The organism is Candidatus Saccharibacteria bacterium, from assembly GCA_016700315.1.
In the GTDB taxonomy this organism is placed as follows: domain Bacteria; phylum Patescibacteriota; class Saccharimonadia; order Saccharimonadales; family SZUA-47.
On record CP065013.1, the window covers coordinates 928,973 to 947,321 of the forward strand.

General features: G+C 44.5%; 20 protein-coding genes, 1 riboswitch and 1 other annotated feature. Of the genes, 16 read left to right on the plus strand and 4 right to left on the minus strand.

From position 1 onward, the window contains the following. Positions 1 to 235: 235 nt before the first annotated feature. On the minus strand, positions 236 to 1,729 hold the full coding sequence (locus tag IPO96_04895) for a glycosyltransferase (GenBank protein QQS64868.1): 1,494 nt from the start codon (positions 1,727 to 1,729) through the stop codon (positions 236 to 238). 172 nt (positions 1,730 to 1,901) lie between these two features. On the opposite strand from IPO96_04895, the gene secE reads away from it, so the two are divergent. The 6 genes from secE (at position 1,902) to rplA (ending at position 5,526) form a co-directional block, all read left to right on the plus strand. Next, a complete protein-coding gene (gene secE, locus IPO96_04900; GenBank protein QQS64869.1) occupies positions 1,902 to 2,306 on the plus strand; it encodes a preprotein translocase subunit SecE in 405 nt (134 codons plus the stop codon). A 13-nt stretch (positions 2,307 to 2,319) separates the two neighbouring features. After that, the gene (gene nusG / locus IPO96_04905; GenBank protein QQS64870.1) at positions 2,320 to 2,862 is read left to right on the plus strand and encodes a transcription termination/antitermination factor NusG; all 543 of its coding nucleotides are present in this window, start codon (positions 2,320 to 2,322) and stop codon (positions 2,860 to 2,862) included. A gap of 39 nt (positions 2,863 to 2,901) precedes the next feature. Beyond that, entirely contained in the window at positions 2,902 to 3,129 is a 228-nt protein-coding gene (locus tag IPO96_04910) for a hypothetical protein (GenBank protein QQS64871.1), read from the plus strand. Positions 3,130 to 3,270: 141 nt separating this feature from the next. Continuing rightward, positions 3,271 to 3,699, plus strand: coding sequence for a 50S ribosomal protein L11 (locus IPO96_04915; protein ID QQS64872.1), 429 nt, complete (start codon positions 3,271 to 3,273; stop codon positions 3,697 to 3,699). 336 nt (positions 3,700 to 4,035) lie between these two features. Then, the gene (locus IPO96_04920) at positions 4,036 to 4,338 is read left to right on the plus strand and encodes a hypothetical protein (protein QQS64873.1); all 303 of its coding nucleotides are present in this window, start codon (positions 4,036 to 4,038) and stop codon (positions 4,336 to 4,338) included. A gap of 210 nt (positions 4,339 to 4,548) precedes the next feature. Further along, the gene (gene rplA / locus IPO96_04925; protein QQS64874.1) at positions 4,549 to 5,526 is read left to right on the plus strand and encodes a 50S ribosomal protein L1; all 978 of its coding nucleotides are present in this window, start codon (positions 4,549 to 4,551) and stop codon (positions 5,524 to 5,526) included. An 879-nt stretch (positions 5,527 to 6,405) separates the two neighbouring features. On the opposite strand, the gene IPO96_04930 is transcribed toward rplA, so the two are convergent. Beyond that, positions 6,406 to 8,208: a hypothetical protein gene (locus IPO96_04930; GenBank protein QQS64875.1), complete on the minus strand. Its 1,803-nt coding sequence runs from the start codon at positions 8,206 to 8,208 to the stop codon at positions 6,406 to 6,408. A gap of 299 nt (positions 8,209 to 8,507) precedes the next feature. On the opposite strand from IPO96_04930, the gene IPO96_04935 reads away from it, so the two are divergent. The 3 genes from IPO96_04935 (at position 8,508) to IPO96_04945 (ending at position 12,243) form a co-directional block, all read left to right on the plus strand. Further along, positions 8,508 to 8,996, plus strand: coding sequence for an NUDIX domain-containing protein (locus tag IPO96_04935; GenBank protein QQS64876.1), 489 nt, complete (start codon positions 8,508 to 8,510; stop codon positions 8,994 to 8,996). A gap of 83 nt (positions 8,997 to 9,079) precedes the next feature. Continuing rightward, positions 9,080 to 9,853 (plus strand): deoxycytidine triphosphate deaminase, encoded by a 774-nt coding sequence (locus IPO96_04940; protein QQS64877.1) that lies wholly within the window; start codon positions 9,080 to 9,082, stop codon positions 9,851 to 9,853. 26 nt (positions 9,854 to 9,879) lie between these two features. Further along, entirely contained in the window at positions 9,880 to 12,243 is a 2,364-nt protein-coding gene (locus IPO96_04945; protein QQS64878.1) for an FAD-dependent thymidylate synthase, read from the plus strand. Here the strand turns inward: IPO96_04945 and IPO96_04950 are convergent. Then, positions 12,221 to 12,640, minus strand: coding sequence for a hypothetical protein (locus IPO96_04950; GenBank protein ID QQS64879.1), 420 nt, complete (start codon positions 12,638 to 12,640; stop codon positions 12,221 to 12,223). The genes IPO96_04945 and IPO96_04950 overlap by 23 nt on opposite strands. A 361-nt stretch (positions 12,641 to 13,001) precedes the next feature. Between IPO96_04950 and IPO96_04955 the strand changes: the two genes are divergently transcribed. The 6 genes from IPO96_04955 (at position 13,002) to IPO96_04980 (ending at position 16,895) form a co-directional block, all read left to right on the plus strand. Then, on the plus strand, positions 13,002 to 13,163 hold the full coding sequence (locus IPO96_04955; GenBank protein ID QQS64880.1) for a hypothetical protein: 162 nt from the start codon (positions 13,002 to 13,004) through the stop codon (positions 13,161 to 13,163). 50 nt (positions 13,164 to 13,213) lie between these two features. Further along, the gene (locus tag IPO96_04960; GenBank protein QQS64881.1) at positions 13,214 to 13,678 is read left to right on the plus strand and encodes a hypothetical protein; all 465 of its coding nucleotides are present in this window, start codon (positions 13,214 to 13,216) and stop codon (positions 13,676 to 13,678) included. 30 nt (positions 13,679 to 13,708) lie between these two features. Continuing rightward, positions 13,709 to 13,839 (plus strand) — a sequence feature (ribosomal protein L10 leader region). Between the two features lie 153 nt (positions 13,840 to 13,992). Beyond that, a complete protein-coding gene (locus IPO96_04965) occupies positions 13,993 to 14,517 on the plus strand; it encodes a 50S ribosomal protein L10 (protein QQS64882.1) in 525 nt (174 codons plus the stop codon). Between the two features lie 80 nt (positions 14,518 to 14,597). Further along, positions 14,598 to 14,978, plus strand: a complete 381-nt coding sequence (gene rplL, locus IPO96_04970) for a 50S ribosomal protein L7/L12 (GenBank protein QQS64883.1) — start codon at positions 14,598 to 14,600, stop codon at positions 14,976 to 14,978. A gap of 72 nt (positions 14,979 to 15,050) precedes the next feature. Further along, positions 15,051 to 15,671 (plus strand): hypothetical protein, encoded by a 621-nt coding sequence (locus IPO96_04975; GenBank protein ID QQS64884.1) that lies wholly within the window; start codon positions 15,051 to 15,053, stop codon positions 15,669 to 15,671. A 31-nt stretch (positions 15,672 to 15,702) separates the two neighbouring features. Continuing rightward, positions 15,703 to 15,803: riboswitch (SAM riboswitch) on the plus strand. Positions 15,804 to 15,923: 120 nt separating this feature from the next. Then, positions 15,924 to 16,895 carry a methionine adenosyltransferase domain-containing protein gene (locus IPO96_04980; GenBank protein ID QQS64885.1) on the plus strand — a complete coding sequence of 324 codons (972 nt, stop codon included), beginning with the start codon at positions 15,924 to 15,926 and terminating at the stop codon, positions 16,893 to 16,895. A gap of 1 nt (position 16,896) precedes the next feature. On the opposite strand, the gene IPO96_04985 is transcribed toward IPO96_04980, so the two are convergent. Continuing rightward, positions 16,897 to 17,574, minus strand: coding sequence for a hypothetical protein (locus tag IPO96_04985; protein QQS64886.1), 678 nt, complete (start codon positions 17,572 to 17,574; stop codon positions 16,897 to 16,899). 253 nt (positions 17,575 to 17,827) lie between these two features. On the opposite strand from IPO96_04985, the gene IPO96_04990 reads away from it, so the two are divergent. Continuing rightward, positions 17,828 to 18,337, plus strand: a complete 510-nt coding sequence (locus tag IPO96_04990) for a hypothetical protein (protein QQS64887.1) — start codon at positions 17,828 to 17,830, stop codon at positions 18,335 to 18,337. Positions 18,338 to 18,349 lie beyond the last annotated feature (12 nt).

The window sequence follows — 18,349 nt, forward strand, 5'->3', positions numbered from 1 at the left end:
AAATTCTAAAATAGACCCTAGACCCTGGGCCCTGGTCCCTAGTCGGTACGGGGGTAATACTTGCTAACTACTAACTACTAACTACCAGTCCCTAGACCCTGGACCCTGGTCCCTAGTCCCTAGTCGGTACGGGGTTAATACTTGCTAACTACTACCAACTACCAACTACTAACTACTAGCCCATAGCTCTAATCACTCTAACCTCTAACCTCTAACCTAATCAAAGCTTGCGGCACTACTCAATCTCTGGCAATTTTGGCAGTACATGCATTATTGGCAAGCAAACGTTGCGACCCTTCCATTCGATTTGCCCAAATTCATATCGCCAGAGTGAAATCAGGCAGGTATATATGTCAACCAAAATTACCAGTGGAAAAATAACCGCCAACAAGGTTGCTACAGTTCGCCCAGTCACAACTGTGAATAGTTTGTAAGAAATAATCGACCAGCATAATATAATGGTAATCGATAAAATTGCCCAAGACATAGGGATTGAAGAAATAAGTCCAGAGAGCAGTAGGGTACTCGGTAAAAAGAACAGCCAGACCAAACTCATCAGATACAAAGCTACGTTCTCAGGCCTTTTTCGAAGCTGAGGATAGCGAAGACGTATACCCGTCTGATGTTGCTGCTTAGCAGTTTTATGGCTATGGGCTAGTTTTAGGTTGCGATTTGCCAAAAAATTATAAGAGTTTATAGCCGAGGCTTTACGAGCAAAAAACCGCTCAGGCATTACGCTATGAGATACGGCCTTAAAACCGCCCGCACCCAAAAAGCTTTTTTTCACCATCCAGCAAGATGAAAGTGCGGGTGGACGTTCTTTGTCCAAAAAACGGGGTAGCACAATTTCCCAGCCATAGCGAGCTGCCTGGAAGAACAGAGCTTGTTGAATGTGCCTCACTCTTCTTGGTAGCAAGCTGATCATATTTAACTTTTTTGAACACATGTAATTGATAAGGTCGGTTATTCCACCACTGTCAAACCTAATATCAACACCGCAAAAAAGTATATATTCACCCGTAGCTTCATCACTAAGCCGTTGATAAGCTGAATTTTTTGCCAACCAGCCATTCTCGGGTTCTTCTCCCTGAATAAAACGCACGCCTGCGTGGGCAAACTGCCTGATTACTTCTGGGGTTTGATCGTGCGAGCAATCATCAAGCACCAAAACCTCAAGTTTAGGATAGTCGCTTTCCAGAATTGACTGGATACAGGCCGCCATGTCATCAGTTTCGTTTCGGGCAGGTATGGCAACTGTCACTACGGGCACATCGTTGCCAGTTATGTCTACGTCTACAATCTTGGTTGGTCTAATATTATTCAATAGGCTTTTTAGCATAAGGCATAGGCCTAGTAAACTGCTGCCTAACAGCAGCGGGACAAGAATGGTTGGCTGATTTACTACCAGATAAACAAGTAAAAACGAGATAATCTGTAGAATCGTTAGGCGCCAGCTGCTTCGACTGACTACTTTCTTTAGGTAGCCTTGGCCCATACGACCGTAACCAAAACGCATGATATTGAGCGCTCTAAAGAGGCTTACCGCAAATAGGATTGTGGTCGTCCAAGTTATATGATCAAAAAATATCCAAAAAGCACAGAACAATAAACAGAAGAGTAGGATTGAAGCCGACATTAGACGGTATATGGTTTTTTGATATTCAATTCTAGTCAGAATGAACTCCATTACAGCCTCGACGCCTAACAAAATATATACCGCTGCAACCATAAGCTCATTATAAGTGCCAGACTACTATTAAACAACGATCTTGGCAGACACTAACATCCCCTGCAACTGCTTGGGCATTTTATTCCTTGTCAGGTCAGAGCAGAATATGCTATATTGACAACTAGCAAGAAGACTATATTCAAATAGTCTTTTTTAATTCTAGGAGACATAAGTGGTAGAAAAGAAGAAAAAAGCTATCAGAAAAACAGAGTCCATTCGAGAGCGCGCGGCAAAAAGTAGCCGACTGAGAGCTGGCCGAATCCGACGACTTAAGGGCGGTGCTGGACGGCTTAGGATCCCTGTCAAACGTCTTTGGCAAGCCGGACACAAACCTTACCACGCTATTCCGCAAAAAGACAAAGGTTTTTGGGGTTTTATGACCAAAACTCGCCGTTTCACACCGATGTATCTCATCAACAGTTGGCGCGAGCTTAAACAGGTAACTTGGCCAGATCGTCGCACAACCTGGAAACTAGTACTGGCTGTATTTATCTTTGCTGTTTTCTTTGGGCTGGTCATTGCTTTAGTCGACTTTGGCCTTGATAAAATCTTTAAACAATTATTACTTCGTAAATAAGAAAAGGTTATATATGACAAAACGATATGATACTAGCAAACAGTGGTACGCAATTCACACCTACAGCGGCTATGAAGAGAAAGTGGCTGAGTCAATACGCCAGCGCGCCGACTCACTAGATATGAAAGATAAGATTTTTGCCGTTCTAGTGCCAAAAGAGAAGATGATCGAGATCAAGAACGGTAAGCGCAAAGTTGTCGAAAAGCGTATTTTCCAGGGCTATGTACTTGTTCAGATGAAAATGAGCGAAGATGCTTGGTATATTGTCAGAAACACACCAAGTGTTACCGGCTTTGTCGGCACAGGCACCGAGCCTAGCCCAGTAGAGCAAGATGAAATGGACAAAATTATGAAGCGCATGGGCAAAGAAGAGCCAAAACACAGGATGGATTATTCTGTTAGCGAAGTTGTAAGCATAACTGATGGTCCATTCAAGGGCTTCGAAGGATCGATTGCCGAGGTTGACGAAGCTAAAGGCAAGCTTAAGGTACTGGTAAATATGTTTGGCCGCGAAACCCCAGTCGAGCTCGACGGCCTGCAAGTTAAGAAGGTCTAAGATGTTTTCCGAAAAACATCTGAAAACATCATTGAAAGGATGCCTTGGCAACTTGAAGAAGATCTTGCAAGAGCTTTTTTTGCCAAAAATCCAGATAAAGTGGCGAGGATTGGACTTAGTGCAATTTCACTAGAATACACTACGAAACATGACGACAGAGCCGAAGAATACGCGGCAGTTTGGGATAGAGCTGCGGCAATGCTTAAAATGCGCGCCTTACAACCCGAACCTTTTCTTGACGACTACAGAATTCCACCACATCTATAGACAACAGGGATAAAAAGTAGTAATATTATACGAAGTTACGCACATAAACTACTTGGGAGCTTCTAGCCCAAGAATCACGAAAGGTTATTAAGCTTATCGTAATACCGAGAATCGGTAATCGATAATCAAAAATCGTAAATTATGGCAAAAGTAGTAAAAGCAAACCTCAAGATGAAACTAAAAGGCGGCCAGGCATCGGCTGCGCCTCCAGTTGGTAGCACACTTGGTCAGTACGGCGTGAACATGATGGACTTTATCCAGCCTTTCAACGACCAAACCAAAGACATGATGGGTCAGGACGTAACAGTTCACATCCAGATTTTCGAAGACCGCACCATGGCTTGGCGCGTCGTCAGCACTCCAACTGATGTTCGTATCCTTAAAGAGCTTGGAGTTCAAAAAGGTTCGGGTGTACCCAACAAGGAAAAGGTTAGCAAGAAGCTCACTCAGGCGCAACTAACCAAAATTGCCGAAGAAAAAGCGATAGACATGAATACCGACGACGTAGAGGCTGTCAAAAAAATGGTGGCTGGCACTGCCCGCAGCATGGGTGTAGAAGTCGAAAGCTAACCATGTCTTCTAGAAGCTGGGGTCAAAGAGTTGAGCAGGGGCTTACACGCGCTAATGATTCCGAAAGAGATACTTTTATAAGAGTCTTCGGGCCACCGGATACCCGTATATCACTTCCTAGCGCTGCATTTTTTGGTAACTACCCCACAAGAGCGGACAATAGTAATCAAAATTCGCAATACACTCCCGAACAACTTAGTAGAGAGCTGAATATAGTTAACAGACTAAGACAAACGACTCCGCCAATTCTAGAACCCCCAGCTAAATCTGATTTTTCCAAAATCTAGTAGAGCCTTTTAGTGGAAATGAATGCCCCACTGGCTTACAATAAGCTTAATGAGTGTTGTCGAAAACTATAATGGCCAAGATGCTGGTGAGCCAGAAACTATACCAGGCATAGACGGCAAATATCTATTTACCGAGCAACTCCGCACACTCGCTCATGCCGCAGTAGCGGCGTTCAATGAAGATAGACGAACAATGCCTAACAAATTTCTTGAATCAAACCTTCGTAGATTAGCAAATCAAACCCCTCCGAGCCATCAAGCACGATACTTTATGGATAAACTTGGACTTCCATATCTTATGGGTAAAGTCAGATACGATGACCACCACGCTAGCCGCATGAATATCAGTTAGTTTGAGTTAGCGTGCGTAAAATGATATAATCTCATTATAAACAATTAATTTGTGGGAGTCTGAATCATAGTAAGGCGCCACTACCACGAAAGGAGAGCTTCGCGGGCTCCGAAAAAGGGAAAAGAGCAGCCCGAGCAAAAAATCATATTTTTTGCTCGGCGCGTTGAGGAAAACCGATAGGTTGTCCTCAAAAGCGAAGCGAAAAAACTTATGGCCGAAACAAAAGCCGATCTAATCAAACAAGCAAAAGCGCTTGGCATTGAACACGTCAACGCCAACAACACCATGGCAGAGCTACGCGAAGAAATCGCCAAAGCAGCCCCCAAAAAACACGACAAAGAAGCATTGCCTGTGAGCGATCACAAGGCAGAGTTTGCCAAAGCTGGCAAAAGAAGCGCCAAGGCTGTAGCCGAAAAAGAAGAAGCTCTGTCAAAGACAAATGAAGATGAGTCAACCGTTTCGCCCTCTAAAACTACGATCAAACCTACCCGCACGCGTCTAGAACGAGCTGGTAAGAAAATGAAAGAGGCTGCCAAACTTATCGACAGGTCTAAAGAATACACCCTCAAAGAAGCACTTGAACTCGCCACCAAAACTAGTACCACCAAATTCGACTCAACGCTCGAGCTGCATATACGCTTAAACGTCGACCCACGCCAAGCCGACCAGAACCTTCGAGACAATCTTATGTTACCCGAAGGAACTGGCAAGACTGTAAGGGTGGCTGTGTTTGCCGAACCTGACGATGCCAAAGCCGCCAAAGAAGCCGGCGCCGACATTGCAGGCGACGAGGAGCTACTGGCTCAGCTCGAAAAAGGCATAATTAACTTTGATATTTTAATCGCTACCCCTAAAGTCATGGCAAAACTTGGTAAATATGCCCGCGTTTTGGGGCCAAAAGGACTCATGCCAAACCCAAAGAGCGGCACGGTTACACCTACTCCCGCCAAAGCAGTCGCAGAGGCAAAGGCTGGTCGAGTAGAGTACCGAGTCGACTCAACTGGCATTATCCATGTAGGAGCTGGAAAAATTAGTTTTGGGGCTGTCCGGCTCGAGAAAAACGCTGCCGCAATTTTAGCAAGCATCAAGTCTAACAAGCCATCAAGTATCAAAGGTATTTACGTTAAGAGCATATACCTGACAACCACCATGGGCCCAAGCATCAAGGTTCTAAACTCCGAGCTATAGAAAAATACCGAACACTGAATACCGTATACATAGTACCTCGTACTCCGTACTGCGTACTGTTCAAATAGAGCCAAGAGCCATGATTAGGTTAGAGGTTATAGGTTAGAGGTTAGAGTGATTAGAGCTATGGGCTAGTAGTAGTTAGTAGGTAGTAGTAGTTAGTAGGTTGTAGCTAGTAGCAAGTAGATATTACCCTACCGCGTACCCCGTACCGCGTACAGTTCAAGTAGAGCCAAGAACTAGGGTCTAGGGTCTAGGGTCTAGGGTCCAGGGTCTATTTTAGAATTTAGTGCTTAGGATTTAGAATTTTACGCTTACTACCAACTACCAACTACTTACTACTACTCAAAGGTTCATACTTTATACATGATACTTAATACTTGATACTATCTAGTGCTTAGACTTCAGGAATCACGCGTTTGCACCTTTTTGGCGAAAATCTCCGTTCCGCGCTCACTGTACGTTAAGTACGGCTCGGCTTTCGGTACTTGATTTTCATCCGAAAATGCACTAAACGCGTAATTCCTGGAGTTTAAGGTTTAAACGTTAACTATCTATAGATAATAAACTAACTAACGGTATCTCCTGAAATTAAGCTTATTACCTTTTATCCGCCGACAATTGCACCCTCAGCAATGGTTAGGCTGGTAAGGTTCGGGTTACCATATATACTCCAAGTTTTTGCACCCTCAGCAATGGTTAGGTTGGTAAGGTTCGGGTTATCATATATACTCCAAGCTTTTGCACCCTCAGCAATGGTTAGGTTGGTAAGGTTCGGGTTATCATATATACTCCCAGCTTCTGCACCCTCAGCAATGGTTAGGTTGGTAAGGTTCGGGTTACCATATATACTCCAAGTTTTTGCACCCTCAGCAATGGTTAGGTTGGTAAGGTTCGGGTTATCATATATGTCCCAGCTTCTGCACCCGCAGCAATGGTTAGGTTGGTAAGGTTCGGGTTATCATATATGTCCCCAGCTTCTGCACCCTCAGCAATGGTTAGGTTGGTAAGGTTCGGATTTTCACATATGCCCAGAGTTCTTGCACCCTCAGCAGTGGTTAGGCTGGTAAGGTTCGGGTTACCATATATACTCCAAGTTTTTGCACCCTCAGCAATGGTTAGGTTGGTAAGGTTCGGGTTATCATATATACTCCCAGCTTCTGCACCCTCAGCAATGGTTAGGCTGGTAAGGTTCGGGTTACCATATATACTCCAAGTTTTTGCACCCTCAGCAATGGTTAGGCTGGTAAGGTTCGGATATAGAAAAATATCATTTACCTCTGCTGCCGCTTCAACTGCTAGTTCTAGGTTTACGACAAAGCCTTTATCGTTATAGGTATAGTGGTAAGTATGGGTTGGACTACCTTTATCACCGTAAAGCACTAGCTCATGTCGGCCATCAGCAAGGACTTTAATATTAGATCTGGTATCGTGATCAATCCCTGCTAGTTTACCCTGACCGTCTTTACTGACGTAGAGTGTTGGCGAGAGCATGTCGTAGTGACCTTTGTCTATTTTTGTTACTAGGCCGTTTTTGATGTGCTCATAATGACCTAGGTATACGTTGTCCTGTTCGTAGTAGTAATAGTGGATACCGCCGTCATTGTCTAATGTATAGTTGTCACCCAGTTTCGTATTTCCAAGCTTCATCAAATCATCACGCCCAACATGATGATAAAGTGCATGTCTTAGTCCGTGAGCAACAGCGTCAAGATCGTTGCTGTAAGTATTATCTGGGTTAGTGACTGTATGATTGTAGCGGTTTTTAATAGATACATGGTTGCCACTGCGGCTGATCTGTACCGACATACTGGATACTCCGTATGGGTCTTCACGGGTTGGTGCAAGCCTGATTAGATCATACCTATCAGTTTCAGGGTCGTACCTGTTTATGATACGAAGGTACTGCTTCCAGGCCTCGCTTAAGTTATCGGCAGTCAGCTCATTAGCCGGCAGAGTATCATCGGCATCGTTGTGACGCAGCCACATAATATGGTACTGCTTTAGTCTCTCTGGTATTTCTTTAAAGGTGCAAAGCCTCTCGCCGCCTCTGTAATCACGCTCAAAGGCCGCTACTTCATCTACCAAGTTAAGCGGACCATGAAGTTTGTAGCCTACCGACGCGGCTAGCTCGTATGGGTTCTTAGGCTCCGTCAGCCGAATCTCTCCCTGCTCATAGTAGTGTCTCTCTAAAATTGCGGCTATATAACTGTGGTTAGCTCGCAGTGTCTGTAGGGCCTGGTGGGGGTTGGGTATAATCTTCTTCAGCTGAAAAGCAAAGTCCAATTGTTCCATGTAGGGAGCTAATAACTCACGGGCACCGTTACCGGCATAGCTTCCGTCGCTATTAAGCTCGCCTTTAATAAACGAGTCGCCATACCAGTTATTTAGCCGGTTAGTGTTAGACCTTAATATCTTTTTTCTGGCTGCCTCTTCGGTGTCTAAAGTGACTGGTGTTTCTGTGTCTGATTGATGGCTTTCTGATCTGTCGGTTAGAGCAGTAGCGCCAAGCTCTCTAGAACTTAAGCACGGCGTACTCTCAGCTGTGCTTTCAAGATAAAACTGCGTACGTTTATCGCCAGCTGTACCTGGAACCATAACGCCACTAATATCTCCAACACCTAACTCGGTTGTCGATAAGAACCCATAAATAGGTTGTTTAGTAAGTAAATCTCCGTGCATGTTGTTTTATTGTATCATATTTTAACTATTATTCAATAGTCCGCGAGTGGCGGTCTGTGTTAGACAACTATCCTTTTCTTTTCTTAATGTCTTCCTAAATTAACATAATTTTTATAGTTTAACCCCAGCTCGACATTAGTCAGCCCAAGTAAATATTAATTTGTATCTGTAAATCTTATCGCTACGACGTATTTTACGTGTTAACCGCTACGTAAAACACTCCGAAACTAAGTTTTTACTAGCTAAAATGTATATTTATAGGTGTTGTTATGTCGAGCTAGGGTCAGTATAGTGGAATTATGGCACACATACACGAGTTAAAGGACTTCACTGTCAGCGCTTTTGTCTTGCACCCTGAAAAACCACAGTTTTTGCTACTACATCACAACAAAATTGGGAGGTGGCTACAGCCGGGCGGGCACATTGAGCTAAAAGAAAACCCTATCCAAGCTCTGAATCACGAATTATATGAAGAAACTGGCCTTAAGCCAGACCAGTGGGGTTTCGTCGGCCAACCAGACTACCCAAAAGTAGATCACGACTTAACTACCGAAGCGACCTTACCACTGCCTTTTTATCTGAGTGAACATAACTTTAGTCCTACCCACCAGCACATAGACCTAACGTACCTAGTCAAGGCAAAAACGGCTACTCTAACCAAAAATCCTGATGGTGCCAGCGCCATAGGCTGGTTCACACTCGAACAAGTAGCGGCAAAGTTAGACGATGGTAAATTGTTTAAGGCGACGTATCAAATTTGCGAGTGGATCGCCAAAAAATACTTTTAAGCAATAGCGTAATAATAACAACTTTTACAAAAACACAACAAACCGCTATTCACACCAGCTCTCAATATAAGTAAACTATAGGTATGTCGAGTGAGGGTAACAGTTCGTCTAGTAATGACAGCACGCAGTCTAATTTGCCACAGGCCGGTGTTTATAGCAATATTGACATCCGAAAGGCTATAGCTGATGGCCACATAATTTGCCAGCCCTATAACCCTAAACATGTAGCCCACGCAAGCCTCGACGTCACCTTAGGCTATTATTACTACCGAACCGGTCAAGAGAAGCGCGGCTTTGTCTATAATCCTTTTGACGAATCTGACGTACGCCGCTACTTCGGCGAACTACAACAAGCCGTTAGCCACCAAGATTGGTGCAACGCCAACGGCGTAAAGCCGTTAGCTAACATTCCGCTTGATCATCCCGTAATACCACTTCGCCCTGGCGAGAGAATTCTGGCCCACACCCATGAATTTTTTGGCATCAAACCGCCTGGTGCTTACCAAGTAAAAGCTCGTTCAAGTTGGGGACGTAACGGTGTTTCGGTTTGTTTTGATGCTGGCTGGGTCGACCCGGGTTACATCAATCGTCTTACTCTGGAGATTTATAACCTGAACGAACACGAAACTGTTCTACTACCAGTAGGTGAGAGAATAGCCCAGGCCGTTTTCTTGACAACCGGTGAAGTTGAAGGCAGTTATGGCGAAGGCCGCGACCAAGGATTCAGCGGCAAGTACCAGCAGGGAAGTGACCTCGAGGAGATCATTGCCAGCTGGACGCCAGAGCAAATGTTGCCTAGAGCCTACAAAGATCAAAGAACATTACCGGGAGTGATCGCCGGTTTAAAAGCACGATAGTAAATGAAGAGAATGGAAGACGCAAAATGAACATTAGCGAAAAAAACGGTCTGTTTTTTGTAATTGAGGGCACCGACGGAACAGGTAAAGGAACTCAATTTGAGCTACTGACCAAACGCTTAGTTGAGGCTGGTCACAAAGTAGCAGTCTTCGATTTCCCTAGATACAGCGAGCCCAGCAGCTACTACGTCAGAGAGTATTTGAATGGCAACTATGGCACAAGCGAAGAAGTTGGGCCGTTCACAGCTTCGCTTTTTTATGCACTAGATCGTTTCGCCGCACGCGATCAGATCAAAGAAGCTCTAGCAGATGGTTATATAGTACTGTCAAATCGCTTTGTTGCCAGTAACATGGGCCATCAGGGAACTAAATTTGACACCAGTGAAGAACGAAAAGGCTATTTTTTGTGGCTCGATAATCTGGAGTTTGGCATGCTCGGGATTCCTCGTCCTACAAAGAATTTTGTCCTGCGTGCTACGGCAGAAATTGCCCAGAAGCTTGTCGATCAAAAAGCTAAGCGAGACTACACCGACAAAAAACGCGATCTTCATGAAGCAGACTTAGAACACCTCAAAAAAGCAGTGATGGTTTATGATGAACTCTGCACTTTGATGCCGAAGGATTTCGCTCGAGTGGACTGCGTTAGAAGCGGCGAGATGATGAGTAAAGCGGCTATTCACGATATGCTGTGGAAACTGATTGAGCAGGACCTGCCTAAGGCCAAAAAGGGCCAAGGTAAGCTTATTAAGCACGAGAGTCCAAGGGGTGAAACTTCGCCGCCGCCTCTTGATCTAACCAACGAACCACTCGTTCAGAAACAACCAAACGGGTCTTATGAGATAACGGAATCTGGCAAGCGCTTTTTGCAATCAGCCGTCACCAACGTCAGCGGTAATGTTTACGCATTTACAGATGAAATGAGCCCTATAACTATCGCTGCCGCCATGGCTAGGCTTAGCCGCCGCGGTGATGATATGCGAGTAACACTACTTGATGAATTTGCCAGCAGCAAAGCCAACAAAGACGAGAAGCTACTGCAACGTGTGATCACGGCCTATGGCGATGATTCCGTCCAACAGTTAGTCGGCCAACACATTGTAGTCGAGAATGCTAGTAATTTGCTAACAAAGAAGCTCGAATGGGGAAGATTAGCAGCTTACTTGGAGCAATCAACCCGCTACATTTATTACGATCAGAAGGATAGCCAGGGGAACTATAAATACTTTGTGCCAACTCACTTCAATGAAGCCGTCAAAACTCAGTATTGTAAAGTTATGGATGCTATCTTTGATGTCTACTCTAAGCTGGTGCATGATCTGACAACTTACGTCCGAAGTAATTCAAAAACTCCTCAGGATGAGCGAGACGTGGCCTGGCAGGGAGCAACTCGGGCTCAAGCTTGCGATGCTGCACGACACATGTTGCCAGTTGCCACCAAATCTACCGTCGGAATTTTTGCTAGCGGCCAGGCACTCGAGAATATGATTATGAATCTTCTAGCCGATGAGCTGCCAGAAGCACGAGAAGTTGGACAGCAGATATTACAAGAATCACGAAAAGTAGTCAGTACTTTCTTAGAGAGAGCCGATAAGCCTGATCGTGGCGGCGCAACAATCGCCTACCGCAATATTACTAAAAAAGCGGTTGCCAATATAGCCAACCAGAATCTTCCACAAAATCTTGCGCCTGCGGCTAAGAACCCAGTGGTCTTGACAGATGTATGGCCAAGAAACGAATTAGATTTGGTTGCTGAAATAGTCTACGAACACAGTAATTTACCGCTTCTGACCATCAGAAATGAGGTGACAAGCTGGCCCGTAGACAAAAAAATCGAAACTCTTAAAGCATACATCGGCGAACGACTAAATAGACGACACAAGCCTGGGCGGGCATTCGAAAAAGCTCACTATAGCTGGGATCTGATCTGTGATTATGGGATTTTCCGCGACCTTCAGCGTCATCGAATGGTAGACGATATGGAATGGCAGCAGCTGACGCCTCGCTACGGATACGAGATCCCTGAACTTGTCGAAGAAGCGGGCCTGACAGAATTATTTGAGCAAGCCTTCGCTTTAAGTTTGGCGCTGCACAGCTATCTTACAGAGAAGGGCTATAGTTTAGAATCACAATACGCCACTTTACTGGGCCACAAGATGCGCTGGAAGATGACTTACAATGCACGCGAAGCCTACCACTTCAATGAACTTCGCACCAGCCCTCAAGGTCATCCTGGTTACCGAAAACTAGTGCTACAAATGCACGAAAAACTCTCCGAGGTACATCCAATCATTGCCGGGGGAATGAAGTTCGTCAATGTGGCAGAGGATCCCGAACTTACAAGACTCGCAGCGGAGCGAGCAACGCAATTTAAGCTAGATCAGTTAGTCTAGATATCCTTAGAATCACAGGAGGATTCGGCACGGCCGACACTCGCGAAAGTAAGTCTTTTCTCTGTTGCTCACTCACTTGTTCGCAGTTTATAGACAGCGCAACGGCACCGAATGGTGGTTCCATGTCTGCTAATACACTGTTAAAATCTTCTATCGTAGTGACGCCGAAGACACCAAGAAAACCTATGGTGAATAATGACGATTCATCGACTAAAAACCTCGCTCTCCTCTCCTTTTCGTCATAAGAACTAACGCCCGAAAAAAGAACATCTACAAAATCCTGTGTCAGTAAATGTTGTAAGGTAAACGAAGCTACGCGCTCACCTACAACAGCGCTATCCGTCACCTTTGACTCGCAATTTGGATCCGAGAACCTTTGTCTAGAAATATCCGACATCGACAGTACTATACTCTAGTTTCTATTTTTGTCAATATTGACAGCCTTTGATGTCATGTTTATTCTGGTTTGTATATGTTAAATACAGCAGATTTCAGCAAGGTAAGTCTCGTGATTCTCGACGTGGCTTGTGTTGGAATTGGGTCGAAGCATAGATAAAACAACCTGCACAAGCCAAAAAACAGAAGCTTCGATCCAAAATCGAAGTTTTTTAATATTTAGGAGTTTTACAAAGTGGAATCAAAATACCCGTCACCAGCTCATTACGAACACAGAATACCGCTAAGCTACATCTTAGAGTTAGGCGCTAGCGCTACCGAAAATGCGACTTATGTTTACTACGAGGATTACAGCGACTAGTATGGAATACGAAATATACGGCTTTAACCCAGAAAAAATGAGAAGACCGCAGTCCGCGCTAGAAGACGCCGAGTGGAGAATAAAAAATGGCGCAGTCGTACCAACACACTTAGTTGCTATGCTGCCAGATCTAAAATTAGTAAGAAACGAAACCGAAAAATGAAGACTAGGGGTCCAGCAATAGCGTGGGGAAGCACCCAAACTAATTATGAAATGTCCATTATACCGTTAGCCGACAGATCTGTTAGGTTTATGTTTGTCCATTCTACAGGCTGGACTCACGCAGGGTTCACAGTTAATACTGACGTGTCGTCTAGCCCAGAGTGCGACGTACTGTCTATCCAGCTCGCTGTAGATACGAGCAAAAGAACACCATACGAAAGCGCGCAATCTATAGCGGAACAACTAAATGAAGTGAGGGCGTTGATGCTCATTGAAAAAATGCGGCATGCGCTATACGACTACCCAAACATACCCGAAAACATTCATATCCCTCTAATAGGTAATATGGGTAAGTTGGCCTTAGCCCATGCCTTAGATACTATCAACCTAACAAGCCCTCGTATTTTTGGTAAGTTTTACCCGGTCGCTACGTCGTATGCCACAAAAACAGTTCAAAGCCAAAAAGGCGCCGACGTCCATCGAAAAATCAGAGATTTATTGATGACTAGAGCATAGATTTTTGTATTGTAGTTGTCGGTTAAATCTGCTATAATTCATCTGTTACCGAAGACAGCGACGGAAGAAATTCTTGAAAAGGTCGCCGAGGCAATAAATCTTTATTGTTTTTGAGCATTAGATTGCGTCTTCGATTAAGAGGACGTTTTTTGATTCTCGGTAACAAAAGGCGAGCAACAATACAAAGGTCGAGCTGCTCAACAAAAAATAAACTAACTGAAAAGGAGAATTAGTTAGAGACAAGAGATAAGAGACAAGAGATAAGAATACATTACTTCTCTTGCTCGTGACTCGCGACTCATAACTCTATTTTCATGGCACTAACCAAAGTAAAAAAGAACGAAGTTGTGCAAGAAGTCTCAGACCTTCTGGCAACTTCAAAGATGACAGTGGTCAGCCAGTACCAAGGAGCCACTGTTAAATCACTACAGTCCCTCAGAAAGCATGCAAAGCAAGCTGGCACAACTGTAAAAGTTGTTAAAAACCGACTTGTAGTACAAGCCCTGAAGGCAAATGACGGCCTAAAGGACGTTTCGACAAGCGAGCTAAAAGGCATGCTGCTTTATGCCTTCAACCCGCAAGACGAAGTAGCTGCTGCTCAAGTTTTGGATAAATTTGCCAAAGACGAGCCAAGCCTCAAATTTGTCGGAGCAATTAGCGCAGACGGCAAGTTTTTGGACGCTAATGAGGTGACAACACTGGCTAAAATGCCTAGCAAAAATCAGCTTATCGCTGAAACAGTTGCTATGCTACTAGCGCCAGTCAACGATGTTACCAACGCACTTTCTGGCAACTTGCACGGATTGCTCGACGCAGTAGCCGCCAAAGCATCGGCCTAAAGGCCAAAAAGAACGATTAACGATTAAGGATTTACTTCTTTAATCATTCATCACAAATCATTAATCGAAAGGGAATTCAAATGTCAGATGTAAAGAAACTAGCAGAGGAACTAACCAAGCTTAGCGTTCTCGAAGTAAACGAACTAAAAAATATCCTAAAAGATGAGTACGGCATCGAGCCTGCAGCTGCTGCTGTTGCTGTTGCTGGCCCTGCCGCAGGCGGCGATGCTGCTCCAGCTGCCGAGGAAAAAGCAGAGTACGATGTAGTCCTTAAGGACGCAGGCGCACAGAAAGTTGCTGTTATCAAGGCCGTTAAAGACGTAACTGGTCTTGGTCTTGGTGAAGCCAAAGCAATTGTTGATGGCGCTCCAAAAACCGTCTTAGAAAAAGCTAAGAAAGAAGACGCTGAAGCTGCCAAGAAAGCCCTCGAAGAGGCAGGCGCTACAGTAGAGCTAGCTTAATAAGTACTGTTAAAAAATTTAGCGGGGTAACACCCGCTTTATTTTTTTACGAATTTGTTATAAATTAACTTTATGAGTAGGTACGTTCCGCCCGATAGTTATACATATGACGGATGTGGCTTGATGTCTACATACGCCCAAAGCAGCTTGCATGCTGCATACCAGCAAGCCGAGTTGACGGTCTCAACATTGCGACTTATGCCAGCAGACGTCAGTAAATCCTGTATGTCAATTGTAGATTCTAGACTGCCTTGTCAAAGCGAAGCGTTGCAAGCCGAATTTGACATGATTGTTGCTTACTCGGGCACTTTAGTAGTTGCTCAAATGCTACTTACTATAGGCGTAGATGCAGAGTTCAAGAAGTCTGTGGCAAGAGATTTCATAAATGATAATCCTTACTCAGTTAAAGCAGACCCAGCTCAAAAAATCTCTACTATTTTTGATGTGATGGCCTTGGGCATAAAAAGGCGTCCGGAAACCGTTCCGTTACTAGATTCTCTGGCAGCCAAACGTTTTCAGGAGTTCTACCCAGCCTTAACAATCAGCGACGAACTCTGCACCCTAGCAATCAACACGGGTATTGGGGTCACCGCTTTTCGATTGACAGAGTCTTGGGAAAAAGAACGACTGTGGGCAATCTACGCCAACGAACAAGCTATAGCTGAACAAAATTGGGAAGAACTTCTCAAGTAGTAGGCTTAATGTGGTAAAATGAATTTGCATAATAATATCTAGAGTGCGGGAAGGGAACTGACCCTCTGATCCGCCGACAACCGAGACGATAAGTCAAACGGTGTCAAATTCAGCCGAAAGGAAAGATATGCATAAGATTATCGACAACTAAAGCTTGGCCTGTATAGCCGGGCTTTTTATATTTTTTGTGAAACTAGGCTTAATTTTCAATTATCAATTTACAATTTTTCAAAACAAGGAGAATAAAATTACATGTCAAACTTCAGAACAGCAGAAAGTGTTAGCCCTAAGCATCCAGATAAACTTTGTGATCAAATTAGCGATGCAGTATTGGACGCCTATCTTAGCGGAGATCCTAATTCACGAGTAGCGATTGAAACTGTTGGAGGTCATGGCAAAGTGTTTGTTGTCGGCGAAGTCACTTCTAAAGTACACCCAGAAATAGAACCAATAGTTAAAAGAATAGCTGGCGAAGATGTCGAAGTAGAAGTTCGGCTAGTTAAGCAGAGTCCAGAAATTGCGGCAGGTGTTGACATCGGCGGAGCAGGAGATCAAGGTATTATGGTTGGCTATGCTTGCAATGAAACTCCTCAGCTTTTACCACTCGAGGTAGTTCTTTCGAGAAGTTTGAATCAATTTTTGTTTGATAAATGGCCCTACGACGGAAAAACACAAATTACACTCAAAAATAACATGATCACTAGCGTTGTTGCTAGTTTTCAAAACGCAAAAAAAACCGAGCTAGAAAACGCTGTCAAAGATTGGCTCTCGACGATAGACTCGCCTACCGAAAAGTCTGCAAATCTACACATAAACCCGGCTGGCGACTGGCACCAGGGAGGTTTTGACGCCGATACGGGACTAACCGGGCGAAAACTAGTAGTTGACAACTACGGACCACGCATACCGATTGGCGGTGGTTGTTTTAGTGGTAAAGACCCAAGCAAAGTTGATCGCTCTGCTGCATATATGGCACGACAAATAGCTATCGACTATCTGAAAAAAAGCGGCGCTCGTGAAGTATTTTGCCACTTAGCCTACGCGATTGGCTACGCCGAACCGCTAGAAGCCACAGTGACAATCGACGGCAAGCAAGAAGAAGTAAAAGGTTACAACCTGACACCGAAGGGTATTATTGATTACTTAGACTTAAAGCGTCCGCAGTACGAGCAAACAGCTCGTTACGGACACTTCGGTCACCCCGACTTCTCCTGGGAGTGTTAGGCTACTGGCCGGCTTTACTAGTGTCGAAATTAACACTTGGCACATAGACTTGCCAGTCGGCTAGCTGACTAGTCGACAAACTTTGAGCGTTTTTTACGGCAGTGGCTACATCATTTTTAGCAATATCTACTTTTTGGCCGATCTCTAGCAGTTTATCGTGGCCGTTTTGGGTTAATGCTGTTTCGGCAGCGACAATCTGGGCTTCAGACAGGTTAACCTTTTCCGTCAGACCGTAAGTTTGAATAGCCTTACGCGCAAGGACGGTGTAGGAATCGCCAGTTTGAGCCGTATAACTAAATACATCGCCGCTCGTAGTTACAGTGGCGCCGCCTACCATGCCGTTAGCTTCTTCTGCAACCTTTGTTGTAGACGGTGTACTATTACCAGCTGTCGCGGTTGTCGACGAAGAAGCGGCCGCATCGGCTGCTTGAGTAGTTGGCGCTTCGGCCGTCGGTGCAGCCTGTTGCACAGCCGAGGCATCAATACTACCCTCTGATGTAACAGTAAGACCGTCTCCCGAACCAGATTCTTTTTCTACTGTTTCAAGTTGGTTCTGGGCTGATTGATTTTTTGGCTCGGCTAACTCTTGTTTTGTTTTATGAAATACACTAGCAACAGCAATACCCAAAAGTATTGCTATTACGATACTTGTGCTACGGCGGAAATTAGAGCTTTTCATTTTACCCTCCATTTTTGTCCCACCATTTTTGATTTATAACTTTACTATAGCATAAGCGTTAGAAAATGAAAATTTTAAGTAGCATTTAAGTTGACTTCAGGATAATTTCTAACAAGAAGACAGAGCAGGAGATACTTAATTTATCCACAGATTCCCATGTTTTTCTTTGACTAAATTGTGGGTTCGTGCTACGTTTAGGTGGAATATTGCGAGTAAAACAAAAGGGGTTTCTAGGAAATAGGGGTAAACAAAAATGGCAGATGTACCAGATAAACAGATTAAGAGGTTGAGAGCCTTAATCGGCGAAGCCGAAACAAACTTAGCGGCAGCCAAGGAATTGTTATCTTCACTTGTAGGAGATGATCCGGCAGCAACTCATGCAACAACCGAGGAAAACATCGGTAAAGTAATCGAAGGAGTTTTCGACGGGCAAAATATGGTGGGCGCAGACGGCAAAACCTACCCAGTTCCAGCTAACTACGCCAGTAAATCAAAACTAGTTCAAGGCGACATCTTGAAGCTCACTATCGCTGATGACGGGGCCTTTATGTACAAACAAATAGGCCCAATCCCACGTAAGCAAGTTGTAGGTGTATTAACCCAGGACCAAGGACACTATATCGTTACTGTCGGGGAAAGAGAGTTCCGAGTACTACTAGCAAGCGTCACCTACTTCAAAGCCAAGCCTGGCGATCAGGTTAGTATTAATGTTCCCGAAGACGATAAAGACGCCGAGTGGGCAGCACTAGAAGCCGCACTCTAGTAGAATTACTAG